The sequence below is a fragment of the Actibacterium ureilyticum genome (genome assembly GCF_002285435.1).
Taxonomy (GTDB): domain Bacteria; phylum Pseudomonadota; class Alphaproteobacteria; order Rhodobacterales; family Rhodobacteraceae; genus Actibacterium_C; species Actibacterium_C ureilyticum.
In genome coordinates this window covers 590307-611643 of sequence record NZ_NSBT01000026.1, presented here as the reverse complement: position 1 = coordinate 611643, position 21337 = coordinate 590307, and the positions used below count along the sequence as shown (strand labels likewise).

The window sequence follows — 21337 nt, the reverse complement described above, 5'->3', positions numbered from 1 at the left end:
GAGTTTCCCGATGGAAACCATGCGTTCTACGCAGCCTCCAGTGCTGCTTTCCGAAACCGAGTTCAAGGCAAAATCCGACGGCTACGGATGGCGAAAATCGATCCACAAGGGGTGGATTCAACACTACTATCATCATCGCCCCACACCCGATGGATGGCCTGTTGAAGCGGAAATCTTCCTGCAAAAAGTGGGCGACTGTTCGCCGAGCAACCGAGTAAGGGTCTGCGCCGTGTCACGCCATGGCGATATCGAGGAGGAGTTTTTCCTAAACCCGGCTGAAGACATGGCTATGGCAGATGTTCTGTTTGATTTGGCAGCTTACTCTGACCACAATATCATGTTTGACCCGGTGCCTTGGAAACGTGGCGTGCGTTCGAGCCGGACCCGGTTGGGTTTCAGGACCATTGTAGGCGAACACCCGTTTGACTACTTCCCAAGCCCTGCAATTTTTGGGGGCGTCGGCGTTTCGGCATTTCAGTTCCTCGCCCCATTGCCTTGCGCGATGGAAGTTGCGGCGATGACAGAGATGCTAGATGGCGCGGGATTGTCTCGGGCACATCGGGTCGACGGTTCCACAGGTGATCTGCTCTACCTGCCCGGCTCGCAGATTCATCGCCCAGGCCTTCCCCCATTCACTGCGGAAATGCTGTTCGACGCTTTTTCGGAAGTCGAAGTCGATGGCGGCGATTGGCTCTGGACAAAGTACTGACACGAGGGGGCAAGGCCCCCCTCAACTCCCTTAGAATTCTCAAGGTGACCCATGCGACAGCAATTTCGCGTGTCAAAACTGATGCGCTCTCAAAAGACCCTGACGGCCGCCAAGGCACAGATAGGCGCAGGTCGGAAGGTCGTCCTGACATACGGCATTGGAAAAGACGGGCGCTGCTCCTGCAAGCGGAAAGATTGCGCATCTCCGGGCAAGCACCCCTTGTCCAAGTTTTTTCCAAACGGCGTCCACAGTTCGACCGATGACATCGATCTAGTTCTGAAAGCTCTGCGCAGACATCCAGATGCTAATCTCGCGATATCTCTCGCCGGACTGACGGTGGTCGATGTTGACGGCGATGACGGGCGTGCAGCCGTAGAGCAACTTGGGTTGGGCGCAACCGTCAAGGTGTTCACCGGGCGCGGCTACCACTTGTACTACCAAGGCGAATGTTCTGGTGGTGCGTTCAAAGGTGACGAGATTGACGTCCTGACCGGCGCGAACAGGATGGCGATGGTGCCGCCCAGCATGCACCCGACGGGCAAGCGCTATCGATACTCCGCGAGGTCTCCTTCCGGTATGGCCCATTTGCCCAACAATCTGAGCAAACTCAGACCGGATCGAACGCAGAAAAGGAATGAGCGGTCGCAAACCGAGTCGTCTGACCTCGTCATAAAAAGTGGGAAACGCAACGATTTCTTCTTTCACACGGCCTGCTTCCTGCGCCGAAGGTTCGATGACGAAGATGCGGTTGAGGCCATGCTGGAAGCTCTGAACGACGATTTCACAGAAGCACCTTTGTCGCCAAGCGAATTGCGCTCCGTGATCCAGAGCAGCGGGAACTACGTCGAGGACATAGATGCGCTTTTCGGCCCGCCCAAGACGACCGAACCCCTTCCAATGGAGTTCCTGTACTACCCATACATCCCATTTTTCGGCGTGACCCTTCTCGCGGGCAATCCCGGTATGGGCAAGTCGCTGTTGGTGACCAAGCTGATCGCAGCGGTGACCTCAGGTGGCCCATGGCCGCTTACCGATGAACGTGCGCCGAAGGGCAAAGTGCTCATGCTGTCGGCTGAGGATAATTGGCAAAGGGTGACATTGCCCAGATTATTGGAGAGCGGCGCGGACATCAGCCAAATCCGGGTCATGACACGGTTCAAAATCCTATCCCCAGAGAACCTTGAAGCGATGGCACGCTACATTGAACAGGAGCGGCCCAAGCTGGTCGTGATCGACACGCTGACCGCCTATATGGGCAGTGGGCGTGACATGAACCGGCAAAACGAGGTCGGGGAATTCTTAGGGCGTTTGACGGAAATCGCCGAGGATGCCGGGTGCGCGGTACTGGCCATTGGTCACTTGAACAAGCAGTCGGCGGAGCACCCCCTGTTCCGGATTGTCGGTTCAATCGGCTTCGCCGCCAGCATCCGATCCGCGCTTTTCTACGGTACGGACCCGACAGACCGAACGCGCTTCGCATTGGCGCACGGCAAGGCCAATACCAGCGAACTCGGCAAGACGATCATTTTCCAGCGTTTCGGTGGCGGGCGTGACGGGACGCCGGTTCTGCACCCAGTCGAGTTCTCGGACGCGAACGAGGCCGAGGTTTGCAGAGTCGAGACAAATTCCGTCGGCAGGCCCGCGTCAGCGACCGACGCCGCGCGAGAGTTCATTCTCGAATTTCTATCCGAGCAGCCGGTCAGGTGGGAGAAAGTCGAAAGCGCTGTGACGAGCCGCAGCCTCGCGTCTGTCGGCACTTTGAACGCGCTTCGGGCGGAAATGGCGAAAACCGGCGAGATCGTGCAGGTCGGCAAGGGGAAAAGCGCTCGCTGGAAACTCGGACAGCCCCAAGCTGACGAATGATCGTTATAATAATTCGTGTACTAAAATTTTTATATCGAATGAGAGGCGGGCTTCGGCCCGTCTTTCGCTTTTCCGGCGGTCGGCACGCGGTCGGACTGCGGAGCGGCTAGGGGCCAAAAACTTCGGCGGTACGTATGCCCGCTTGTCTGCCTGCGAGGCAGGCGCCGTTAAAAAAACGCTTCCCCCATCCCCCTGTTGTCGCCTTACGCCTGCACCCCGGCGAGACCATCTAGGGCGACACGGTGACTATCTATCAGTCTGTCGGATGCGAGCCGGGCATGAATTGCCGAGTGATTTCATACGGTCCGCATTCGCTAGGGGTTTCGGTATCGCGCGCCGGGTTCCACTCGGGTGGCAAACTGCTCGGGCGGTCATTTTTTCACCCATCCCTTGCGATGGTAATGGCGCAACACGATGGCGCGGTTGAACAGTGGGAAGCCGATCCACAGGCCGTTGGCCGTGATCAGCGACAAGATCGCCCACAGGAACATGCCCTTGAACAGGTAGTACAGCGGGCCGAACAGCAGGCACCACAGGCGATGCCAGTTGCCCAAGATGGTTTTCGTCTGGCCGTTGAAGGCCCACGTTGCGCGTATCGTCATTGCCGATTTCCTCGCTGGCTGGTTTCGATGCCAGCGGCGCAGCGCGCGAACCAGCCTTGAGTTCCGTCCACCGTCTCTGTGTCGCCGATCAGCCCCACCCGAACGGCTGTCGGGGCCCCGGTCTGCCCAGCGTCTAGTGGGCCGTAGTCCATCAGGCCAAACCGAATGTCGATGTGGCGATGCGCCTGCCCGAACTCCAACTCAGGTTCCGGAAGGTGGGACAGCTTCATCACAGCAGCAGGCCCTCCGTATCCGACGGGGTGGCGCGCACGGGTTTCCACAGGTCGTCGGGCACTCCGAAGTCTGCCACGAGCTTGTCTGCCGGGGCGAGGGTCAGGTACGGATATGCCTGTCGGAACAAGTCCTCCTGCTCGTCGGCGCAGAGATAAGCCCGCCACATGCCGAATTGGCGGCGCACGTCCGGGTTCCATTCCATGCGTTTGATCTTGGAAAGGTGCTCCCCTCCGAACTTGTCCTTTTGCCTACCGTCCCAAGTGAAGTGGTAGGTCGGAGTAATCTGCACGAACCACTCGTCGCCGATGCGGATGAACTGCCACTTGAACGCAGAGTGCCGCCAGAATTTCGTCTGCCCATCCTGCTTCTTGTACCGCTTGGCGACGAAACGGCCGGGGCTGTTCTTCTTCTCAGCGAAGTACGTTATCTTGCGGTCCCGCCGGCCGGGGTTCGGGAGGAAGTACAGGGCATGGTGGTTGCGGTCATAGCTCATATCGCGACGCACCATCTCCTTCATGGCACGGTTAAGCAGGTCCACGAAATCTCTTTCCCTGTCCGGGTCGCCCGACAGCGCCCATTCCTCAGTGTCGAACTCTTCCATAGCGCCCGTGTCACAGGCTTCTCGCCACGGCGCCTCGTCTAGATTGCGGAAAGACAGGACCGCCCCGCCGCGAAGGATTGCTTCGCCAGGCGGATAAGGGTCGTGTTCCTTCACCCTGCGCCAGAACTCGGCCGCGCTCTTGGCGTCGGTCGGTGCCCAGTAGAGCTTCGTCGCCATAGCCGAGACGCGCAGCAGATTGGTCGTCAATTCTTCGGTTCGACGTGGGGCCGAGTAGTAGCTGCCCGGGCGTGCAGTGGCAGCCACCTCGCGCAGCGCCCTCGCGGCGTCGGCGGTGAACAGGTCGGCTGACTTGTCGAACTGCACCTTGCGGCTGGCTCTGTTCTGCGCGTCGCTGAACCAAGTGCGCACATCCTTCCAGTAGGCACGGTCTGCGGTCAGATCGACTACGATCAGGACCACCGGCGCGGTGCCGAACGTCCAATAGTCGATGTCGCGCTCGTCGCAGGGCCAGTGAAATCCGCCGCTGCTATTCCCGGGCAACCGATTGCCGGTTGCCTTGCTCTGAAACTGGACAATCTGGTTGGCAACCTCACCCGTTTCCGGGTCGCGGATTTCAATGGAACCGTCAATACCAGCTTCGACCCCACCGGATTCGTAGAACAGGTACTCCATCGCGGCCACAACCTTGCGGATGTGCGCTATCCCTTGTTCACCTTTTATCCCCGACGCATGGATTTTCTTGACCAAGACACGGCACCACTAGTTCTCGTTGTTGCTAGACAGGTGAGCACCATAGGCTGTGCTCCCGACAATTTCAATCTCATCAGTCGGCCACCGTCAAATCAAGGCTACACCAAGAGCGCGCTCGCAACTACTGCAACTCACTGATATTCATTCTATTTCGAGTTGAATGTCACAAACTATTGCGCAACGATGCTCTCACGAGGTTTCCCCTCGCAAACGCGCTGTCGTAACTGCGGCGTAAGAGCAAATGTCTGCACAAGAATCGTGCGCCCCACATGAGCTTCGTGCACATGGGGTGATTGGAGGGGGAGCCTCGTGCCTAGCGCTTTCTATTTATTCGGCGGCACGAGCCGGACAATAATCCCGGCTGAACTGTCAACAAAGAGTGAACTTCTCAAGCACCTTGGCGTTTCCCCAGCAGAGCTAAAGAAGATCTGGTGGTTTCGCGGCCGGATGTACTCCCACTTCAACATCTCAAAGAGGTCTGGAAAAGTTCGACTAATCAGTGCCCCTGATTACCGCTTGAAAATGCTGCAACAGAAGATCGCTCGCAGCCTTTCTGGACTATACAATCCACGCAATCCTGTTCATGGGTTTGTCCCCGATAGGTCCGTAAGGTCAAATGCCGAAGCGCATTTGCGTCGCCGGTTCATCCTCAACGTTGACATAAAGAATTTTTTCCCGGCGATCACAGAAGCGCGCGTGCAAGGTTTGCTTGAGAGTATTGGCGTTGATACAGACGTGGCGGAAACTATTACCCGAATTTGCACGAATAACGGCTGCCTGCCGCAAGGAGCGCCCTCTAGCCCGGTGATCTCCAACATGATCTGCTTCCGGCTTGATAAGTCCCTAATGAATTTCTCCAAAGAACATCGACTGCTCTATACACGATACGCTGACGACATCACGCTTTCGAGTTTTCAACCTCCGACGGCTTTGTTCGAGGGCGACCGCCCCGACTCCGGAAGATTGCCACCCGAAAAGTTGTCGGGCGAGCTTCTTTCGATACTCGGAAACAACGGGTTTGAGTTGAACCCTGAGAAGATTCACTACGCTGACAAAAACTCGCGTAGGATGGTGACTGGGATCAAGATCAATGAAGGTCTCAACGTGGACCGAAGATATGTCCGCAAAATCCGTTCAGCGTTGTTCAAGGTTGAAAGCGCTAGTGTGGCCGCCGCAGAGGCCGAGCTAAAGACGCGCTTCGGAAAGTCATGCAAAATTCAAGCACACCTTCAGGGCAAGATTTCGTGGGTTGGCTTTGTAAAGGGGCAGTCCGATCCTGTTTTCCGTGGCTTAGCAGAGCGCTACAACGCTTGCTTTCCCGCAAGTCCGATTAAGGTGCATCCCACCCAAGCTGAACTCTTGGACAGGTCGGTTTGGGTGCTGGAAACCGAGAAAAATACGGGAACGGCGTTCTTCCTAAGGGGCGTTGGTCTTGTAACCGCCGCGCACTGCGTCAATGGCGCATCCAGCATTGAAGTCTTCCACCCCGGAAAGCCAGCCAACACTTTCATGGTAGGTGTCCAACACATATGCACGCATCGAGACCTAGCGCTGCTCAGCCACTCGATCCCTTCAACAGATTATTTTGAACTTGAGGAGTTCGGTGGTTTTCCTGCCACGGGAGCCAACACTATCGCGGCTGGGTTCCCGTCCTACGGGCCGGGCGATAGGCTGAACATAAGACCCGGAACGATCAGCAGCTTGACTATCAAACATGCGGTCAACCTGATTGAAGTGACCCAGAAGCTGAGCCAAGGGATGTCTGGTGGGCCATTGATGACTCAGGACCATGCTGTGATGGGTGTCATCCACAAAGGCGGCCCGGACGAACCACGGGACTTTGCTGTCACGCTTTCCGAGATGAAGAGCTGGATCGCCACCCTCCCATAGCCGCTGCAGGGTGCCAACATGAAACAGGTGACGATGGCGGGTGTAGCATTCTGAATGCTACCCAAATGATACCCAGGTGCTACTTCGCGCGCTTCGCAAAGTTGAGATAATCACTCAAACAACTGTTTTTATTAGGTTTTTGTGGTGCCCGGGGGCGGAATCGAACCACCGACACGAGGATTTTCAATCCACTGCTCTACCCCTGAGCTACCCGGGCACGGGTGAACGTCTGACGTTCGGGTTGCGGTGTTCTAGGCGGAAGGTGGGGCGGTGTCCAGAGGCATTTGAAAGATTTTTAATGCGGTTTCGCGGGGGGCTCGGACAGGGCCTCGGCGGCCTTTTCCAGATCCTCGGGATCGTCCGACGGAATGGCGTAATTGCCCGACATCCAGCGGCCCAGATCGATGTCGGCGCAGCGCTTCGAACAGAAGGGCCGGTATTTCGCATCGCTCTTGCGGGAACAGATCGGGCAGCTCATGCGGACAGGCTTTCGCTCAACGGTTGGCGTTCGCGTTTGCGGGTCAGTTCATAGTGCCCCAGCGGCGTCCAGCCCAGCAGGGTGCTGTCGATGCTGTCGGACTTGAACGCCGCGCGCAGCACCTGTTCCAGCTGGCGGCGGTCCTTTTTCGCCATCGGCGCGAAATCCACCACGATCTGCCCACCCAAGCCCCGCAGCCGCAGCTGGCGCGGCAGGTCACGCGCCGCGGCAATATTCGCCTTCAGCCCCGCGGCGGGCGAGGTATCGGCGCCGGTATTCACATCCACGGCAACCAGCGCGCGGGTGGGTTCCACGAACATCGCCCCACCCCCGGGCAGCGGCGCGGGGTCCTGCAAGGCGTCGATGGCATCCAGCACGCCCAGATCCTCGAAACAGCCGGGGTGATCGGCCACCTGATCGGGCGCGGGATCGGCCCAGTCGCGCCAGGCCATCAGATGCGGATCGGGCGCATCGACCAGCAGTTCGGGCACGCCCGCGACCTCGGCCATCACATGGCCCGCCAGATCGCGCATCGCCTCGATATCGGCGAAAACTTCGTCCGGGTCCGCCTGCCCCGCGGCGGATCGCAGGATCAGGCCGAACCGCTCGGGCACATCGGCCATTGCCTCATGCGCGATCTCCAGCAGCCCGTCGCGCAGATCCTCATCGCGGATCCGGCGCGAGATGTTCAGCCCCGGCGCATCGGGCGTGACGATCGCATGGCGGCTCTTGAACAGCACGCGCGACGTGACCGGCACCGCCTTGCCCGGCTCGGCATACCCCGTGACCTGCACCAGCAGCGCCTGCCCCGGCGCCAGCCCCTTGGCCTGACGCAGGAACCCGCTCTGCCCCTCGGGCAGCTTCAGGAACACGCCCCCCTGCCCCTTGACCGGCCGATCCACCACGGCGCGAAAGATCGCACCGGGGGCCGGCGGGCCATCGGCGGGGTGCAGCAACAGATCCTCCAGCCGGCCATCCTGCATCAGGGCGGCGGCGGGCTGACCTTCGATGTGGTCCAGAACGATGATACGGCCTTTCATGCGCCCACGCGGTACACCGGATACCCGGCCGCGTCCAGCAATGCCGCGGTTTCCGCCACCGGCAGGCCGACAACCCCGGTGAAAGAGCCGTTGATCCACGGGATGAACGCCCCGGCAGGCCCCTGAATGGCATAGGCCCCGGCCTTGCCCTGCCAATCGCCGCTGTCCAAATAGAATTCCAGCTCGGGGTGCGACAGGCGCTTCATCCGCACCGTGGTCACCACATCACGCTCCCACACCCGGTCGCCCAGGCGCAGCGCCACGGCGGTGATCACCTTGTGCCGCCGCCCCGACAGCGCCGTCAGAAACCGCGCGGCCTCGGCCCGGTCGGCGGGCTTGCCCAGAATGCGCCGCCCCAGGGCGACGGTCGTATCGGCGCACAGCACCAATTCATCCGGCGCGGCGGGCACCGCGCGGGCCTTCTCGATCGCCATCCGGGCACAATAGGGGCGCGGCAATTCCCCCTTGGCGGGGGTTTCATCGATATCGGGCGGCCTGATGTCATCGGCCACAACGCCGATCTGCGCCAGAAGCTCTTTCCGGCGCGGGCTGCCCGAGCCCAGAACCAGCCGCATGGGCGGGCCTTACTTGAAACGATAGTTGATCCGACCCTTGGTCAGATCATAGGGGGTCATCTCGACCTGCACCTTGTCGCCGGCAAGAACACGAATCCGGTTCTTGCGCATCTTTCCTGCCGTATGTGCGATGATCTCATGGCCGTTCTCAAGCTCGACCCGGAATGTCGCATTGGGCAGGAGTTCCTTCACGACGCCGGGAAATTCGAGCAGTTCTTCCTTGGCCATGGTCACTCCATCATTGATTACCCGCCAAAGTGCGGGCGTGCCCTTAAATGGCCTCATGCCTTGGGATTTTCAAGGGCAGATCGGCGTTTTCGCCGCAAACTGACGTATTGTTGCACAGCAGGTTCCCGGCCCCCTGCCCCGCATGCCCCCTTCATCTTGGCATTAAATACCTCCGCCGGAGGCACCCTGAGGCCAGCCCCCGGGGCTGGCCGAGATATGCAGCGCGCGCGCCAGCGCGCACCGCTTGAAAACACCTCAGACCGATACCGCCTCTAGCAAGGCCTCGCGCGACACCTCGCCCTTGGAACCCGAAAGCATGATCTGCCCACGCCGCATGGCGTAAAACCGGTCGGCCAATCCGAAAGCGAAATCGAAATACTGCTCGACCAGGATGATCGCCATGGTCTTGCGGTCGCGCAGATGTTCGATCACCCGGCCGATCTGCTGGATGATATTAGGTTGGATGCCCTCGGTCGGCTCGTCCAGCAGCAACAGGCTCGGGCCCGTCACCAGCGCGCGGCCGATGGCCAATTGCTGCTGCTGCCCGCCCGACAGGTCACCGCCCCGCCGCCCGCGCATTTCCTTCAATACCGGGAACAGTTCGAAAATCTCGTCCGGCACCATCCGCGCCCCGTCGGAAATGCAGTTGAAGCCGGTTTCCAGGTTTTCCTGCACCGTCAGCAGCGGAAAGATCTCGCGCCCCTGCGGGACATAGGCAATGCCGCGTTTGGCCAGCGCATGGGCGTGCAACCGGCCCAGACTGTCGCCGTCCAGCGTTACCTCGCCCTCGCTGCGCGGATGTACCCCGGCCAACGCCTTCAGAAGCGAGGTCTTGCCGACCCCGTTCATCCCCATCAGACAGGTGATCTGCCCGGTCTCGGCCCGCAGCGACACGTCATAGAGAATCTGGCTTTGGCCGTAATGCAGGCTCAGGTCTTTAACTTCCAGCATCGCTTACCGCCCCAGATAGACGTCGATGACGTCCTGATTGCTTGTCACATGGTCCAGGCTACCCTCGGCCAGGACCGAGCCTTCGTGCAGCACCGTGACCTTGCAGTTCAGCCGCCGCACGAATTCCATGTCATGTTCCACCACCACGACCGCGCGGGTCTTGGCGGCCTCGACCAGAATATCGGTCGTATGCTCGCGTTCCTCGGGCGTCATGCCCGCGGCGGGTTCGTCGACCAGCAAAAGCTTCGGCTCCTGCGCCAGCAGCATGCCGATTTCCAGCCATTGCTTCTGGCCATGGCTCAGCTCGCCCGCGATGCGCGGCAGCTGATCGGTCAGGCCGATCTCTTCGGCAATCGCCTCGAGCCGGGCCGCGCCATCGGCGTTGCGCTTGTAAAACAGAACATCGAACGGCCCGCGCTTGTTCTTCAGCGCCATCGACAGGTTTTCGCGCACGGTCTGGGTTTCGAACACCGTGGGGCGCTGGAACTTGCGGCCCACCCCCGCCCGCGCGATCTGGCTTTCCGACAGTTTCAGCAACGACACCGATTTGTCGCCCCAGATCACGCGGCCCTCATCGGGTCGCGTCTTGCCGGTGACGATATCCATGAAGGTCGTCTTGCCCGCGCCATTGGGGCCGATGATCGCCCGCATCTCGGCCGGGCCGATCTGGAACGACAGGTTGTTGATCGCCTTGAACCCGTCAAAGCTGACCGAAACGCCCGAAACCTCCAGCAGCGTGCTCATGATTTCCTCACCAGCTTGTCGATCAGCCCGCCGATGCCCTGCGGCGCAAAGAGCGTGACCGCGACGAAGGACAGCCCCAGCAGCACCAGCCACCAGTCGGTCCATTTGATCGTGTAAAAGCCCAACGGCACATCGGGCGCGCCGCCTCCGGTGAACCACGACGACAGAAGCGACACGAAGGCCGCGCCGATCACGGCCCCATAGATCCGCCCCCGGCCCCCGATGGCGACCCAGACCGCCAGATAGATCGAGGCAATCGGCGCGATCTCGGCCGGGTTTATGATGCCCGCTTGCGGATAATAGAGCGCGCCCGCGATGGCGGCGATGACGGCGGTGCCGGTGAAGACGACCAGCTTGTAGCCTTCGACGTTATAGCCCAGGAAGCGCACCCGCGCCTCGTCATCGCGGATGCCGCGGATGACGCTGCCGAACTTGCCATTGGTGACGAAGACCGCCAGCAGATATCCCAGCGCCAGCGCCACGGCCGAGGCCCAGAAGAACCAGATCGACAGGGTGGCCTGGCTGATGTGGGACAGGCCCGGGATATTCTGCAGCCCCGACAGGCCGTTATTGCCGCGCAATCCGCTGTCGTTCTGGAACAGGTAGAGCGACAGCGCCAGCGTCATTGCCTGGGTCAGAATCGACAGGTAAACGCCGGTCACGCGCGAGCGGAAGGCCAGCCAGCCGAAGACCAGCGCCAGAAGCCCCGGCACCAGCACCACCAGTGCCAGTTGGGCAAACAGGCTGTCGGCAAAAAGCCAGATCGGCGGGATCTCGGCCCCGCCCACGACGCCGAAGATCTGGGTGCCGATGGCGTCGCGCACCTCGTCCGCAGTCGGCGGCAGCGTCGCATTTTCCAGCGAATTGGTGACGATGGTCTTGGTGCGTTCATACATCAGCCACATGCCGATCATGTAGCCACCCAAACCGAAGAAGGCGAAATGGCCCAGCGACAGGATCCCGCAATAGCCCCAGACCAGATCCATCGCGATGGCGATCAGGCACAGGCACAATGTCTTGCCCAGGGTCTTGACGAACGAGGTCGAGATGAAGGTGGCGCCCGTCGCCTCGGACAGAAGCGTCACGGCCAGGGTGAAGGCCGCAAGGCAGCCGATGAAGATCAGCACCGAGGGGTTGCGGGCCAGGAAGGATTTCTGCATCAGCCCGCCCCCGCCGTTGCGCCGCGGGGGGCCAGCCCCCCGCACCCCCCGGAGTATTTGTACCAAGAAGAAAGGGTCATTTTTGATCAATCCCCCGCCGCGCGGCCCTTGAGCGCGATGATGCCGCGCGGCCGGATCTGGATAAACAGGATGATGAAGAGGATCATGTAGGTCTGTGCCGCCAGCGTGTTGGACGGGTTGAACCATTCGATCCCCTTTTGCAGCGAACCGACCAGCCCCGCGCCCAGAAGCGTGCCCCAGATATTGCCCACCCCGCCCACGACGACGGTCATGAAGCTTTGCACGATATAGTCGGCGCCAAGCTCCGACGTGACCTTGGCGTAAAGACCGATGGCCACGCCCGCGATGCCCGCGATGCCCGAGCCCAGGCCGAAGGTCAGCATGTTGATGCGGTCTGGGTTGATGCCCATGGAGGCCGCCATGCGCGGGTTCTGGGTGACGGCGCGCACCTCGAGCCCCAGCCGTGTGCGGTTGAGGATGAAGAGCAGCAGCGCCAGGAAGATGAGCGACAGCACGAAGATCGCGATGCGGATATAGCTGATCGAGACCACGTCATTCAGCACCCAGGCGCCATCGAGCCAGCCGGGGCTGGTCAGCGGGCGGGCCTGGGTGCCGAAGATGTTCTTGGCCAGCTGTTGCAGCGCGATGGAAATCCCGAAGGTCGCCAGCAGGGTTTCCAGCGGCCGGTTGTAAAGCCAGCGGATCACCAGCCGTTCCATCGCCACGCCCGCGGCAAAGGTCACGGCAAAGGCCACCGGCACCGCCACCAGGATCGAGACCGTGTAATCGGGGATGATCTGCTGGATCACATAGCCGGTATAGGCGCCCATCATGATGAACTCGCCATGCGCCATATTGATCACGCCCATCACGCCGAACGTGATCGCCAGCCCGATGGCCGCCAGGAAATAGATCGACGCGAGCGACAGCGCGTCGAGCGACAGATCGAGCATCTGGTTCAGCCCCACCGCCCGGTTGATCGAGGCCAGCGTCGCGGCGGCGGCATCGGTGATCGCGGGATCGGGTTCTGCATAGACCTCGGTGAAGGTCAGATCGGCGATGGCGGCGGCCTTGGTCAGGCCGGGCTGCCAATCGGGGACGGTGCCTGCATGGGACAGCGCGGCATAGGCGCGGTCGCGCCCCTCTTGCGTGTTCAGCAGATCCAGCCGCACACCGCCCACGGTGCCGTCGGTGATATTGGCCTCGAGCGCGGCCTTGCGTTCGGCGACGGACGGGATCGGCGCAACCTTGTCGGCGGCCAGGGCCAGGTCGAAAGCGGTGTCGATATCCAGATCGTCGCCGGGTTTCAACGCCCGCGCGATATTGGCGCCATCGGGCGCGTCCAGCACCGGGGTGCTGGCCAGGATCGGGTTCAGCACGCTGCGCGCATCGACGCCCAGATCGCCCGCGAAGCTTTCGATGGCGGCAATGCGCGTTGCCGGATCGGGCGCGTATTGCACCGCCAGCAGCCGCACCAGCCGTTCCTTGCGCGCGCGCAGGGTGGCGTCCCCCTCGTCCGCGACCGAGGCTTGCAGCGGCGCGTAATGGCTTTCGTCAGGCGCGCGCTCGATGGCGGTCAGCGCATCGGCGCGGCGGGCGGGATCGGGATCCGACAGCTGGAACTGCACCAGATAGCTGGCCAGCACGCTGCGCACGCCGGAATTGGGTTTGAGCTGTTTCAGCGCCCGTTTGTCGGCGGTGCCGGCGGGGTCGCGTGTGGCGAGGTCCAGCAGCGTATAGGTCTGGTTGTCGTCGGTCACGACATAGAAGAACAGCTTGTCGTCCTTGCGCATCCAGACCCGTTTGTCGCCCCAGGCTTCGATGAATTCAAGCGTGCCGGGGGCCTGGGCGTCGACCAGCGCCGCAAGCACCTGATCGACGGTCTTGCGCGAGGCTTTCTCGACCGCATCCTGCTGGGTTTGCAGCACATCCTGCAGCGAGGGCGCCTGTGCGAAGGCGGCCAGGGGCAGCAGGCACAGCAGCGAGAGCAGTCGTCGAAACATCGGGGGAATTCCAAGTGGTCAGAGGGGGGAACCCGGCGCGCCGCTAGCGCCGGGTTCCAAGATCGGGATCAGTAGTTCGACTTGATCTGGACGCAAGTGCTGGTTTCGGTGTTGTACATACCGCAGCCCAGGTCCTTCCAATCCGATTTCAGCACCGCCGATTCCGGCAGGAAGTCGGTCCAGGCGTCGCCCGGGACCTCTTCGGTCTGGCTGATGATGTCGAACTGGCCGTCTTCCTGAATCTCGCCGATCAGCACCGGCTTGGCCAGGTGGTGGTTCGGCAGCATGACGGCGGTGCCGCCGGTCAGGTTCGGGAATTCCTGGCCATACATGGCGGCGCGCACGGCGTCGACATCGGTGGACCCTGCGGCCTCGACCGCGTTCACCCACATGTTGAAGCCGATATAATGCGCCTCCATCGGGTCGTTGGTAACGCGCTCGTCGCCCATCTTGGCCTTCCACGCGGCGATGAATTCCTCGTTGGCATCCGATTCAGCCGACTGGAAATAGTTCCAGGCCGCCAGGTGCCCCACCAGGTTCGCGGTATCGAGGCCCGAGAGTTCCTCTTCCCCGACCGAGAAGGCCACGACCGGGATATCGTCGGCCGAGATACCGGCCGCGGCCAGTTCCTTGTAAAAGCCGATATTGGCGTCGCCATTGATGGTGCTGATCACGCCGACCTTCTTGCCATCGGCGCCAAGCGCCACGACATCGGCCACGATCTTGGACCAGTCGGAATGGCCGAAGGGGGTATAGTTGACGAAGATGTCGCTTTCCGCGATGCCCTTGCCCTTCAGATACTGCTCAAGGATCTTGTTCGTGGTCCGGGGATAGACATAGTCGGTGCCCAGCAGCGCGAATTTCTCGACCCCCAACTCGTCCAGGAAATAATCCGTGGCCGGGATCGCCTGTTGGTTGGGCGCGGCACCGGTATAGAACACGTTTTTCGAGCTTTCCTCGCCCTCGTACTGGACCGGATAGAACAGCAGGCCGTTCAGCTCCTCGATCACCGGCAGAACCGATTTCCGGCTGACGCTGGTCCAGTTGCCGAAGATCACGTCGACATCATGCACGGTCAGCAGCTCGCGCGCCTTTTCGGCGAACAGCGGCCAGTCCGAGGCCGGGTCGACCACGACGGCCTCAAGCTGCTTGCCCATCACGCCGCCTTTTTCGTTCTGCTGATCGATCAGCATCAGCATCGTATCTTTCAGCGTGGTTTCCGAAATCGCCATCGTCCCCGACAGCGAATGCAGGACGCCCACCTTGATCGTGTCGTCAGCGGCCAGGGCAGAGCCTGCCATCAGGCCGCTCGCCACTGCGCAAAGGGCGGTTTTCTTCAAAATGTTCATGTCATCCCCCACGGTAGATCTTGCTGAGGCTGCCGCAAAGGACTAGCGAAGATCCACCGTAATCAAGTTACGGATTTGCGGTGGCCGCGTTTGCTGCCAGGCCCTCGTGGTCACCGCGCTGCGTTTCAGATCAGTCGATCCGCTCTTTGCTTCGGGGATCGGGGGCGCCGGTTCAATGAAGCGCTGGCTCACAAAGCCGCAAATGACCAAAAGAGCGCTGATTTAAGCCATCCAAATCATCGTTCGATCATTTATTGTGCAGATTTTGAAATGACGTGGGGTAGATCCTGTCTTTGTTCTGTGCGCCGGGCGCTGAATAAAAGTGCGCGTTGCCTGCAAGTTCAACACCACATAATGAGCATCCGCGGCGCATCTTTGCCCATCGTCCGGCCAAGCCCGGCGCGGAATTTCGGACAAGTTTTATCTGTTAACCCGATGCTGGGAACATGCCGCGACAGTGCCCTTCCGAACAGGAAAGGGGCAGCATGTTACAGATTTTCCGACGCAAGACCTGGGGCCGCTATGGCCCGTGGCTGATCCTGGCGGCGTTGCTGCCGGTCATGGCCGACCGCATCGCCGAGGTGCAGTGGCAGGGTGTCGCCCGCGCCGTTCAGGCGACCACCCCCGCGCAATGGGCCATCGCGCTGGCCGCGACGCTGGTCAGTTTCTGGGCGATTGCGCGGCATGAACGGCTGGCGCTGGCGCTTCTGGGGGCCGGTGGCAGCCCCGGGCGCTGCGGGGCGGCGGCCATTGCGATCAGCCAGACCACCGGGTTCGGGCCGATGGTCAGCGCGCTTGTGCGCTGGCGCCTGCGCCCCGATCTGGGCGTGGTCGGGGTTGCGCGGCTGACCAGTGTCGTGACGGTCAGCTTCCTGATCGGTCTGGCGGTCACCGCCGCGGCGGCGCTGCTGGTCGCGCCCACGCCCCTGCCCGGGCGCGGATTGGCGGCGCTGATCCTGGGTCTGGCGCTGGCCGGGCTGGCGCTGTCGCTTTGGCCGCCGCGGGCGCTGCGCGGACGGATGCCGCCGCTGCGGGCGCTGCTGGGGATGTTCCTGCTGGCCGCCATCGACAGTGTTTGTGCCGCATTGGCGCTTTATGCGGTGCTGCCGCCCGGCACAGGGATCGCTTTTCTGCACCTGTTGCCGGTCTTTCTGCTGGCGCTGGCCGCCGGGCTGATGTCGGGCGCGCCGGGCGGTGTCGGCGCGTTCGAGCTGACATTGCTGGCATTGCTGCCGCTGGCGCCGGAAACCGCCCTGTTGGGTGGCGTGCTGGCCTGGCGCGTGGTCTATTACCTGCTGCCGGCGCTGGCGGGCGCGGCGCTGTGGCTGCGCGGACCGACCGCGGATGTGCCCCGCGATTGGTCGCTGGCACCCGCCGACGATCTGGACGCCGCCGACCGGATCGCCCTGCACGGCGCCCCCCAGGCCGAGGCGCAGCTGTTTCACCAGGGCCCGTTCCACCTGTTGCGTGGCGCGCAGGATCGCGGCGCCTGGGTTGCCGCGCGCAGCGGTCAAAGCCTGATCCTGCTAGGCGATCCGCTGATCGGCGCCCCGGCGACCACGCTGCGGCTGGCGCGCACGGCGGGCACCGGCGTGGCCCGCGCGCCGATCCTGTACAAATGCGGCGGCCCGATGGCCCGCGCTGCCCGCCGCGCCGGGTTCCGCGTGCTGCCGATTGCCGAGGACGCGGTGCTGGACCCCACCGGCTTCACGACCGAGGGCGCGGCGTTCCGGCAATTGCGCCGCAAGCTGCGCAAGGCCGCGCAGAACGGCATCTGTTGCGGTCCCGCCGAACGCCCGGACACGGACCGCATCGCCGGGATCGCCCGGGCCTGGACGACCGCCCGCGGGCGCGAGCTGGGATTTTCCACCGGGTGCTTTGCCCCGCAGCATCTGGCGCGGCAACGGGTCTTTGTTGCGCGGCGGGCGGGCCGGACCGTGGGTTTTGCCAGCTTTCACGTCAATCACCGCGAATGGGTGCTGGACCTGATGCGGGTCGAACCCGACGCGCCCGATGGCACGATGCACGCGCTGGTCATGGCCGCCATCGACAGCGCGGCGGTGGCGGGGCTGCGGCGGCTGTCACTGGCCGCGACGCCCTGTGACGCCGATGCCTTCCCGCCGCTCTGGCGGCCCTTCGGGCGGCGTCTGGCCGCGCGCCGCAGCGGCCTGCGCCAGTTCAAGACCGCCTTCGCCCCGGTGTGGGAGCGGCGCTATGTCGCCGCACCGGGCTGGCCATCGCTGGCCCTGGGCCTTATCGACATCTGGCGGGAAATCACCGATCCGCGTCGGCAGGTCACCGCGCGCCCGGGCGACATTCGGATTGCGCGCCGCCCCGGTTCGTGGCATCCGTCTGGCGACGTTTCGGCGGGGCCTGTTGCCGTGCCGGCGACCGAGAGGACCGATCATGACCGACGCGCTGAGCCGCCTGTTTGAAACCCGTGACTGGCTGTTGGCCGATGGCGCCACCGGCACGAACCTGTTCAACATGGGGCTCAGTTCCGGCGACGCGCCCGAGCTTTGGAACGTGGACGCGCCCGACAAGATCCGCGCGCTCTATGCCGGGGCGGTCGATGCGGGATCGGACCTGTTCCTGACCAACAGCTTTGGCGGCAATGCCTCGCGGCTGAAACTGCATGACGCACAGAACCGCGTGGGCGAGCTGAACCGCGCCGCCGCCGAGCTGGGCCGCGAGATCGCCGACAAGGCGGGCCACCCGGTGGTGGTTGCCGGCTCCGTCGGCCCCACGGGCGAGATCATGGAGCCGATGGGCGCGCTGTCCTACGCCGACGCGGTCGAGATGTTCCACGAACAGGCCGAGGCGCTGAAAGAGGGCGGCGCGGATGTGCTGTGGGTCGAAACCATCAGCGCGCCCGAGGAATACAAGGCCGCGGCCGAGGCCGCCGCCCGCGCCGACATGCCCTGGTGCGGCACCATGAGCTTCGACACCGCCGGGCGCACCATGATGGGCGTGACATCGGCCGCGATGGTCGATCTGGTGGAAAAGCTGCCGAACCCGCCGCTGGCCTTCGGTGCCAATTGCGGCGTGGGCGCATCCGACCTGCTGCGCACGGTGCTGGGCTTTGCCGCCGCGGGCACCGAACGGGCGCTGATCGCCAAGGGCAACGCGGGCATCCCGAAATATGTCGACGGCCACATCCATTATGATGGCACGCCCGACCTGATGGCCGATTACGCCGTGCTGGCCCGCGATTGCGGCGCCAAGATCATTGGCGGCTGCTGCGGCACCACCCCCGAACACCTGCGCGCCATGCGCGCCGCACTGGAAACCCGGCCCAAGGGCCCGCGCCCGACGCTGGACCAGATCACCGCGGCGCTTGGCGCGTTCTCGTCGGCTTCGGACGGCACGGGCGAGGATGCGGATGCCCCCGCCCGGACGCGCCGCCGCCGGCGCGGTTAAGACCACCCGCACCGCAGCGGGCGTTCGACGCGCGCCGCGGCGCGGGGCACGGGCGCGCCCTTAACCCGGCTTGCGCGCCACCAGATCGACCAGCGCCGACCGGCCCTTGTGGCCAGTGCCCTCGTCAATCTCGGCATCATAGTCGGACAGGCGCAGGATCTGCCACCCGGCAAACGCGTCGCGCAACATATCCTCGGTATACATGTGGCGTGGATCGGGCGGCCCGCCGGTTCCATAGCCCACCTGGCGCGGGGCATAGCCGTGCAGCAACAGCAGCCCGCCGGGGCGCACCGCCTGCCGGAACCCGTCGAACATCCGCGCCCGCATTTCCGGCGCGGCGAATTGCACGAAGATCGCCACCACCGCGTCAAAAACCTGCGTCCAGTCCCAATCCTGAACCGCCGCCCGGTGATAGTCGATCTGCAGGCCCAGCTCCGCCGCCCGCCCCCGCGCCTTGTCGACCGCGACGGGCGAGAAATCGAATGCCGTGACCCGGTGGCCCAGCCCGGCCAGATAGGCCGAATTGCGCCCCTCGCCATCGCCCACGGACAGCACCGCCGCGCCATCGGGCAGATGCCCCGCCTGTGCGGTCAGGAAAGCCGCCGGATCGGTGCCGAAATGGAACCCGGCCTTGTCGAACCGCGCGTCCCAGAAGGCCGACGCCTGATGCGGGGCATCGGCGGATTTGTCATCGCTGGACATCACATCCTCCTGTCACGCACAGGCTATCCCGGCGCGGTCAGAAAAGCGACAGCTGATCGCCGGGCCGGGGCGGCCGGGCGAACAGATCGCAGCGCAGGGGCGGCAGCTCGCGGCCCAGCCCAAAGCGCTTGCAGGCCACCCGGAACCGCGCCGCCAACAGGTCGGCATGCTGCCCCTGCCCGCGCATCCGGCGCCCCCATTCGGCGTCGTATTCGGCCCCGCCGCGCATCTCGCGCATGCGGTTCATCACATGGGCGGCGCTGTCGGGGAAATGCGCCTGAAGCCAGTCCTTGAACAGCGGCGCGACCTCCAGCGGCAGGCGCAGCAGGATCCAGCTGGCGGCCTGCGCCCCGGCGTCGGCGCCCGCTTGCAGGATCGCCTCCAGCTCGTGATCGGTCAGCACCGGGATCAGGGGCGCGGCCATCACCCGCAACGGCACGCCCGCATCCGCCAGCGCCCGGATCGCCCGCAGGCGCGTTTGCGGGGCCGGCACGCGCGGCTCCATCCGGCGCGACAGGTCGGCGTCCAGCGTGGTGACGGAAATGCCCACATGCACCAGCCCGCGCGCGGCCATGTCCGACAGGATATCCAGATCGCGGGTGATCATCGCGCCCTTGGTCACGATGCCGACGGGATGGTTGAAATCGCTCAGCACCCGCAGGCAGCCGCGCATGATTTCATGGCGCCCCTCGATCGGCTGATAGGGATCGGTATTGGTGCCGATCGCGATCACGCGGGGGGTGTATTTCGGATGGGACAGCTCACGCGCCAACAGCTCGGGCATACCGGGCCGCGCGACCAGACGGGTTTCGAAATCCAGCCCCGGCGACAGGCCCAGATAGGCATGCGTGGGCCGGGCAAAGCAATAGATGCAGCCATGCTCGCACCCGCGATAGGGGTTGATCGACCGGTCGAAGGGCACATCGGGCGAGGTGTTGCGCGTCAGCGCCTTGCGCGGAACCTCGGTCCTGATTTCGGTCCGCAACAGCCGCGTCTCCTCGGGGATGTCCCAGCCGTCATGCACCGGCTCGCGCCCATAGGGTTCGAACCGGCCGGTGACATTGGTGGCGGTGGCACGGGCACGCAGGCGCAGATTTGGGTCAACCGGGGGCAAAGACATGGCAGAAGGTTAGAACATTTAGCGAACACTTGCCAAGCAGATTGCAACCGCGCGAAGAAACGGCATAAGGACAGCCAGTTACGCGCAGCTTGGTCGGTTGCGGCGCACTCCATGTCGGATTTCGCCCAGTCGCGCCCTATGTTTTCGCGCACACAGGAAAAACAATCGCGTTCGCGCCCTGATGGAGACCAAGGCATGGCCGAGGAAGAAGACGACATCATCCTCTCGGAACTACCGGATGAAGAGCTGGTTCCGCAGATGCATGACGACCTGTATGACGGTCTGAAGGAAGAGATCGAGGAAGGCGTCAACATCCTGCTGGAACGCGGATGGGCGCCCTACAAGATCCTGACCGAGGCGCTGGTCGCGGGCATGACCATCGTCGGCAAGGATTTCCGCGACGGCATCCTGTTCGTCCCCGAGGTCCTGCTGGCCGCCAATGCGATGAAGGCGGGCATGGCGATCCTGAAGCCGCTGCTGGCCGAAACCGGCGCCCCGCGCATGGGCAAGATGGTGATCGGCACCGTCAAGGGCGACATCCATGACATCGGCAAGAACCTGGTGGGCATGATGATGGAAGGCGCGGGTTTCGAGATCATCGATCTGGGCATCAACAACCCGGTCGAGAATTATCTGGACGCCGCCGCGCGGGAAGAGGCCGACATCGTCGGCATGTCCGCCCTGCTGACCACCACGATGCCCTATATGAAGGTCGTGATCGACACGATGGTCGAACAGGGCATCCGCGACAATTACATCGTGATGGTGGGCGGCGCGCCGCTGAACGAGGAATTCGGCAAGGCCATCGGTGCCGACGGGTATTGCCGTGACGCTGCCGTGGCGGTGGAAATGGCCAAGGATTTCATGTCGCGCAAGCACAACCAGATGGCGGCGGGTTAAGCCCCGATTGGTCAATCCCATTCGGAACGCCGCCCC

General features: G+C 63.1%; 19 protein-coding genes and 1 tRNA gene. 6 read left to right on the top strand and 14 right to left on the bottom strand.

Annotated elements, in window-relative coordinates:
- Positions 1 to 10: 10 nt before the first annotated feature.
- Both CLM60_RS11690 and CLM60_RS11685 read left to right on the top strand, forming a co-directional pair.
- The gene (locus CLM60_RS11690) at positions 11 to 709 is read left to right on the top strand and encodes a hypothetical protein (protein ID WP_095589301.1); all 699 of its coding nucleotides are present in this window, start codon (positions 11 to 13) and stop codon (positions 707 to 709) included.
- A gap of 51 nt (positions 710 to 760) precedes the next feature.
- Positions 761 to 2572, top strand: coding sequence for an AAA family ATPase (locus CLM60_RS11685; protein ID WP_095589300.1), 1812 nt, complete (start codon positions 761 to 763; stop codon positions 2570 to 2572).
- Positions 2573 to 2943: 371 nt separating this feature from the next.
- Here the strand turns inward: CLM60_RS11685 and CLM60_RS11680 are convergent, their stop codons facing one another.
- Positions 2944 to 3174, bottom strand: coding sequence for a hypothetical protein (locus CLM60_RS11680; protein ID WP_095589299.1), 231 nt, complete (start codon positions 3172 to 3174; stop codon positions 2944 to 2946).
- A gap of 229 nt (positions 3175 to 3403) precedes the next feature.
- Positions 3404 to 4717 (bottom strand): DUF4365 domain-containing protein, encoded by a 1314-nt coding sequence (locus CLM60_RS11670; RefSeq protein ID WP_095589297.1) that lies wholly within the window; start codon positions 4715 to 4717, stop codon positions 3404 to 3406.
- Between the two features lie 312 nt (positions 4718 to 5029).
- Between CLM60_RS11670 and CLM60_RS11665 the strand changes: the two genes are divergently transcribed.
- Positions 5030 to 6610 (top strand): reverse transcriptase domain-containing protein, encoded by a 1581-nt coding sequence (locus tag CLM60_RS11665; protein ID WP_217983286.1) that lies wholly within the window; start codon positions 5030 to 5032, stop codon positions 6608 to 6610.
- 142 nt (positions 6611 to 6752) lie between these two features.
- Here the strand turns inward: CLM60_RS11665 and CLM60_RS11660 are convergent.
- The 10 genes from CLM60_RS11660 to urtA all read right to left on the bottom strand — a co-directional run bounded on the left by CLM60_RS11660 (position 6753) and on the right by urtA (position 15159).
- Positions 6753 to 6827 (bottom strand) — tRNA-Phe (locus CLM60_RS11660).
- Positions 6828 to 6905: 78 nt separating this feature from the next.
- Complete coding sequence (locus CLM60_RS11655; RefSeq protein ID WP_095589296.1) at positions 6906 to 7088, bottom strand: DNA gyrase inhibitor YacG; 183 nt, start codon at positions 7086 to 7088, stop codon at positions 6906 to 6908.
- Positions 7085 to 8128, bottom strand: coding sequence for a ribonuclease E/G (locus tag CLM60_RS11650; RefSeq protein WP_095589295.1), 1044 nt, complete (start codon positions 8126 to 8128; stop codon positions 7085 to 7087). The genes CLM60_RS11655 and CLM60_RS11650 overlap by 4 nt, the downstream gene beginning before the upstream one ends.
- Positions 8125 to 8703, bottom strand: coding sequence for a Maf family protein (locus tag CLM60_RS11645; protein WP_095589294.1), 579 nt, complete (start codon positions 8701 to 8703; stop codon positions 8125 to 8127). Before CLM60_RS11645 ends, CLM60_RS11650 begins: the two co-directional genes overlap by 4 nt.
- A 9-nt stretch (positions 8704 to 8712) precedes the next feature.
- Entirely contained in the window at positions 8713 to 8931 is a 219-nt protein-coding gene (gene infA, locus CLM60_RS11640; protein WP_007205486.1) for a translation initiation factor IF-1, read from the bottom strand.
- Positions 8932 to 9186: 255 nt separating this feature from the next.
- Positions 9187 to 9882 carry an urea ABC transporter ATP-binding subunit UrtE gene (gene urtE, locus CLM60_RS11635; RefSeq protein ID WP_095589293.1) on the bottom strand — a complete coding sequence of 232 codons (696 nt, stop codon included), beginning with the start codon at positions 9880 to 9882 and terminating at the stop codon, positions 9187 to 9189.
- 3 nt (positions 9883 to 9885) lie between these two features.
- Positions 9886 to 10626 carry an urea ABC transporter ATP-binding protein UrtD gene (urtD, locus tag CLM60_RS11630; protein WP_095589292.1) on the bottom strand — a complete coding sequence of 247 codons (741 nt, stop codon included), beginning with the start codon at positions 10624 to 10626 and terminating at the stop codon, positions 9886 to 9888.
- On the bottom strand, positions 10623 to 11786 hold the full coding sequence (gene urtC / locus CLM60_RS11625; protein WP_095589291.1) for an urea ABC transporter permease subunit UrtC: 1164 nt from the start codon (positions 11784 to 11786) through the stop codon (positions 10623 to 10625). The genes urtD and urtC overlap by 4 nt, the downstream gene beginning before the upstream one ends.
- An 86-nt stretch (positions 11787 to 11872) precedes the next feature.
- Positions 11873 to 13810: an urea ABC transporter permease subunit UrtB gene (gene urtB / locus CLM60_RS11620; protein ID WP_095589290.1), complete on the bottom strand. Its 1938-nt coding sequence runs from the start codon at positions 13808 to 13810 to the stop codon at positions 11873 to 11875.
- A gap of 68 nt (positions 13811 to 13878) precedes the next feature.
- The gene (urtA, locus tag CLM60_RS11615) at positions 13879 to 15159 is read right to left on the bottom strand and encodes an urea ABC transporter substrate-binding protein (protein WP_095589289.1); all 1281 of its coding nucleotides are present in this window, start codon (positions 15157 to 15159) and stop codon (positions 13879 to 13881) included.
- Positions 15160 to 15644: 485 nt separating this feature from the next.
- Between urtA and CLM60_RS11610 the strand changes: the two genes are divergently transcribed.
- Together CLM60_RS11610 and bmt are read left to right on the top strand one after the other, a co-directional pair.
- Positions 15645 to 17594 (top strand): phosphatidylglycerol lysyltransferase domain-containing protein, encoded by a 1950-nt coding sequence (locus CLM60_RS11610; RefSeq protein WP_141246500.1) that lies wholly within the window; start codon positions 15645 to 15647, stop codon positions 17592 to 17594.
- Positions 17566 to 18579 carry a betaine--homocysteine S-methyltransferase gene (bmt, locus tag CLM60_RS11605; RefSeq protein WP_095589287.1) on the top strand — a complete coding sequence of 338 codons (1014 nt, stop codon included), beginning with the start codon at positions 17566 to 17568 and terminating at the stop codon, positions 18577 to 18579. Before CLM60_RS11610 ends, bmt begins: the two co-directional genes overlap by 29 nt.
- 60 nt (positions 18580 to 18639) lie before the next feature.
- Here the strand turns inward: bmt and CLM60_RS11600 are convergent, their stop codons facing one another.
- The gene (locus CLM60_RS11600) at positions 18640 to 19281 is read right to left on the bottom strand and encodes an SAM-dependent methyltransferase (protein ID WP_095589286.1); all 642 of its coding nucleotides are present in this window, start codon (positions 19279 to 19281) and stop codon (positions 18640 to 18642) included.
- 37 nt (positions 19282 to 19318) lie between these two features.
- Entirely contained in the window at positions 19319 to 20401 is a 1083-nt protein-coding gene (locus tag CLM60_RS11595) for a PA0069 family radical SAM protein (protein ID WP_095589285.1), read from the bottom strand.
- Between the two features lie 195 nt (positions 20402 to 20596).
- Between CLM60_RS11595 and CLM60_RS11590 the strand changes: the two genes are divergently transcribed.
- A complete protein-coding gene (locus CLM60_RS11590; RefSeq protein ID WP_095589284.1) occupies positions 20597 to 21301 on the top strand; it encodes a corrinoid protein in 705 nt (234 codons plus the stop codon).
- Positions 21302 to 21337 lie beyond the last annotated feature (36 nt).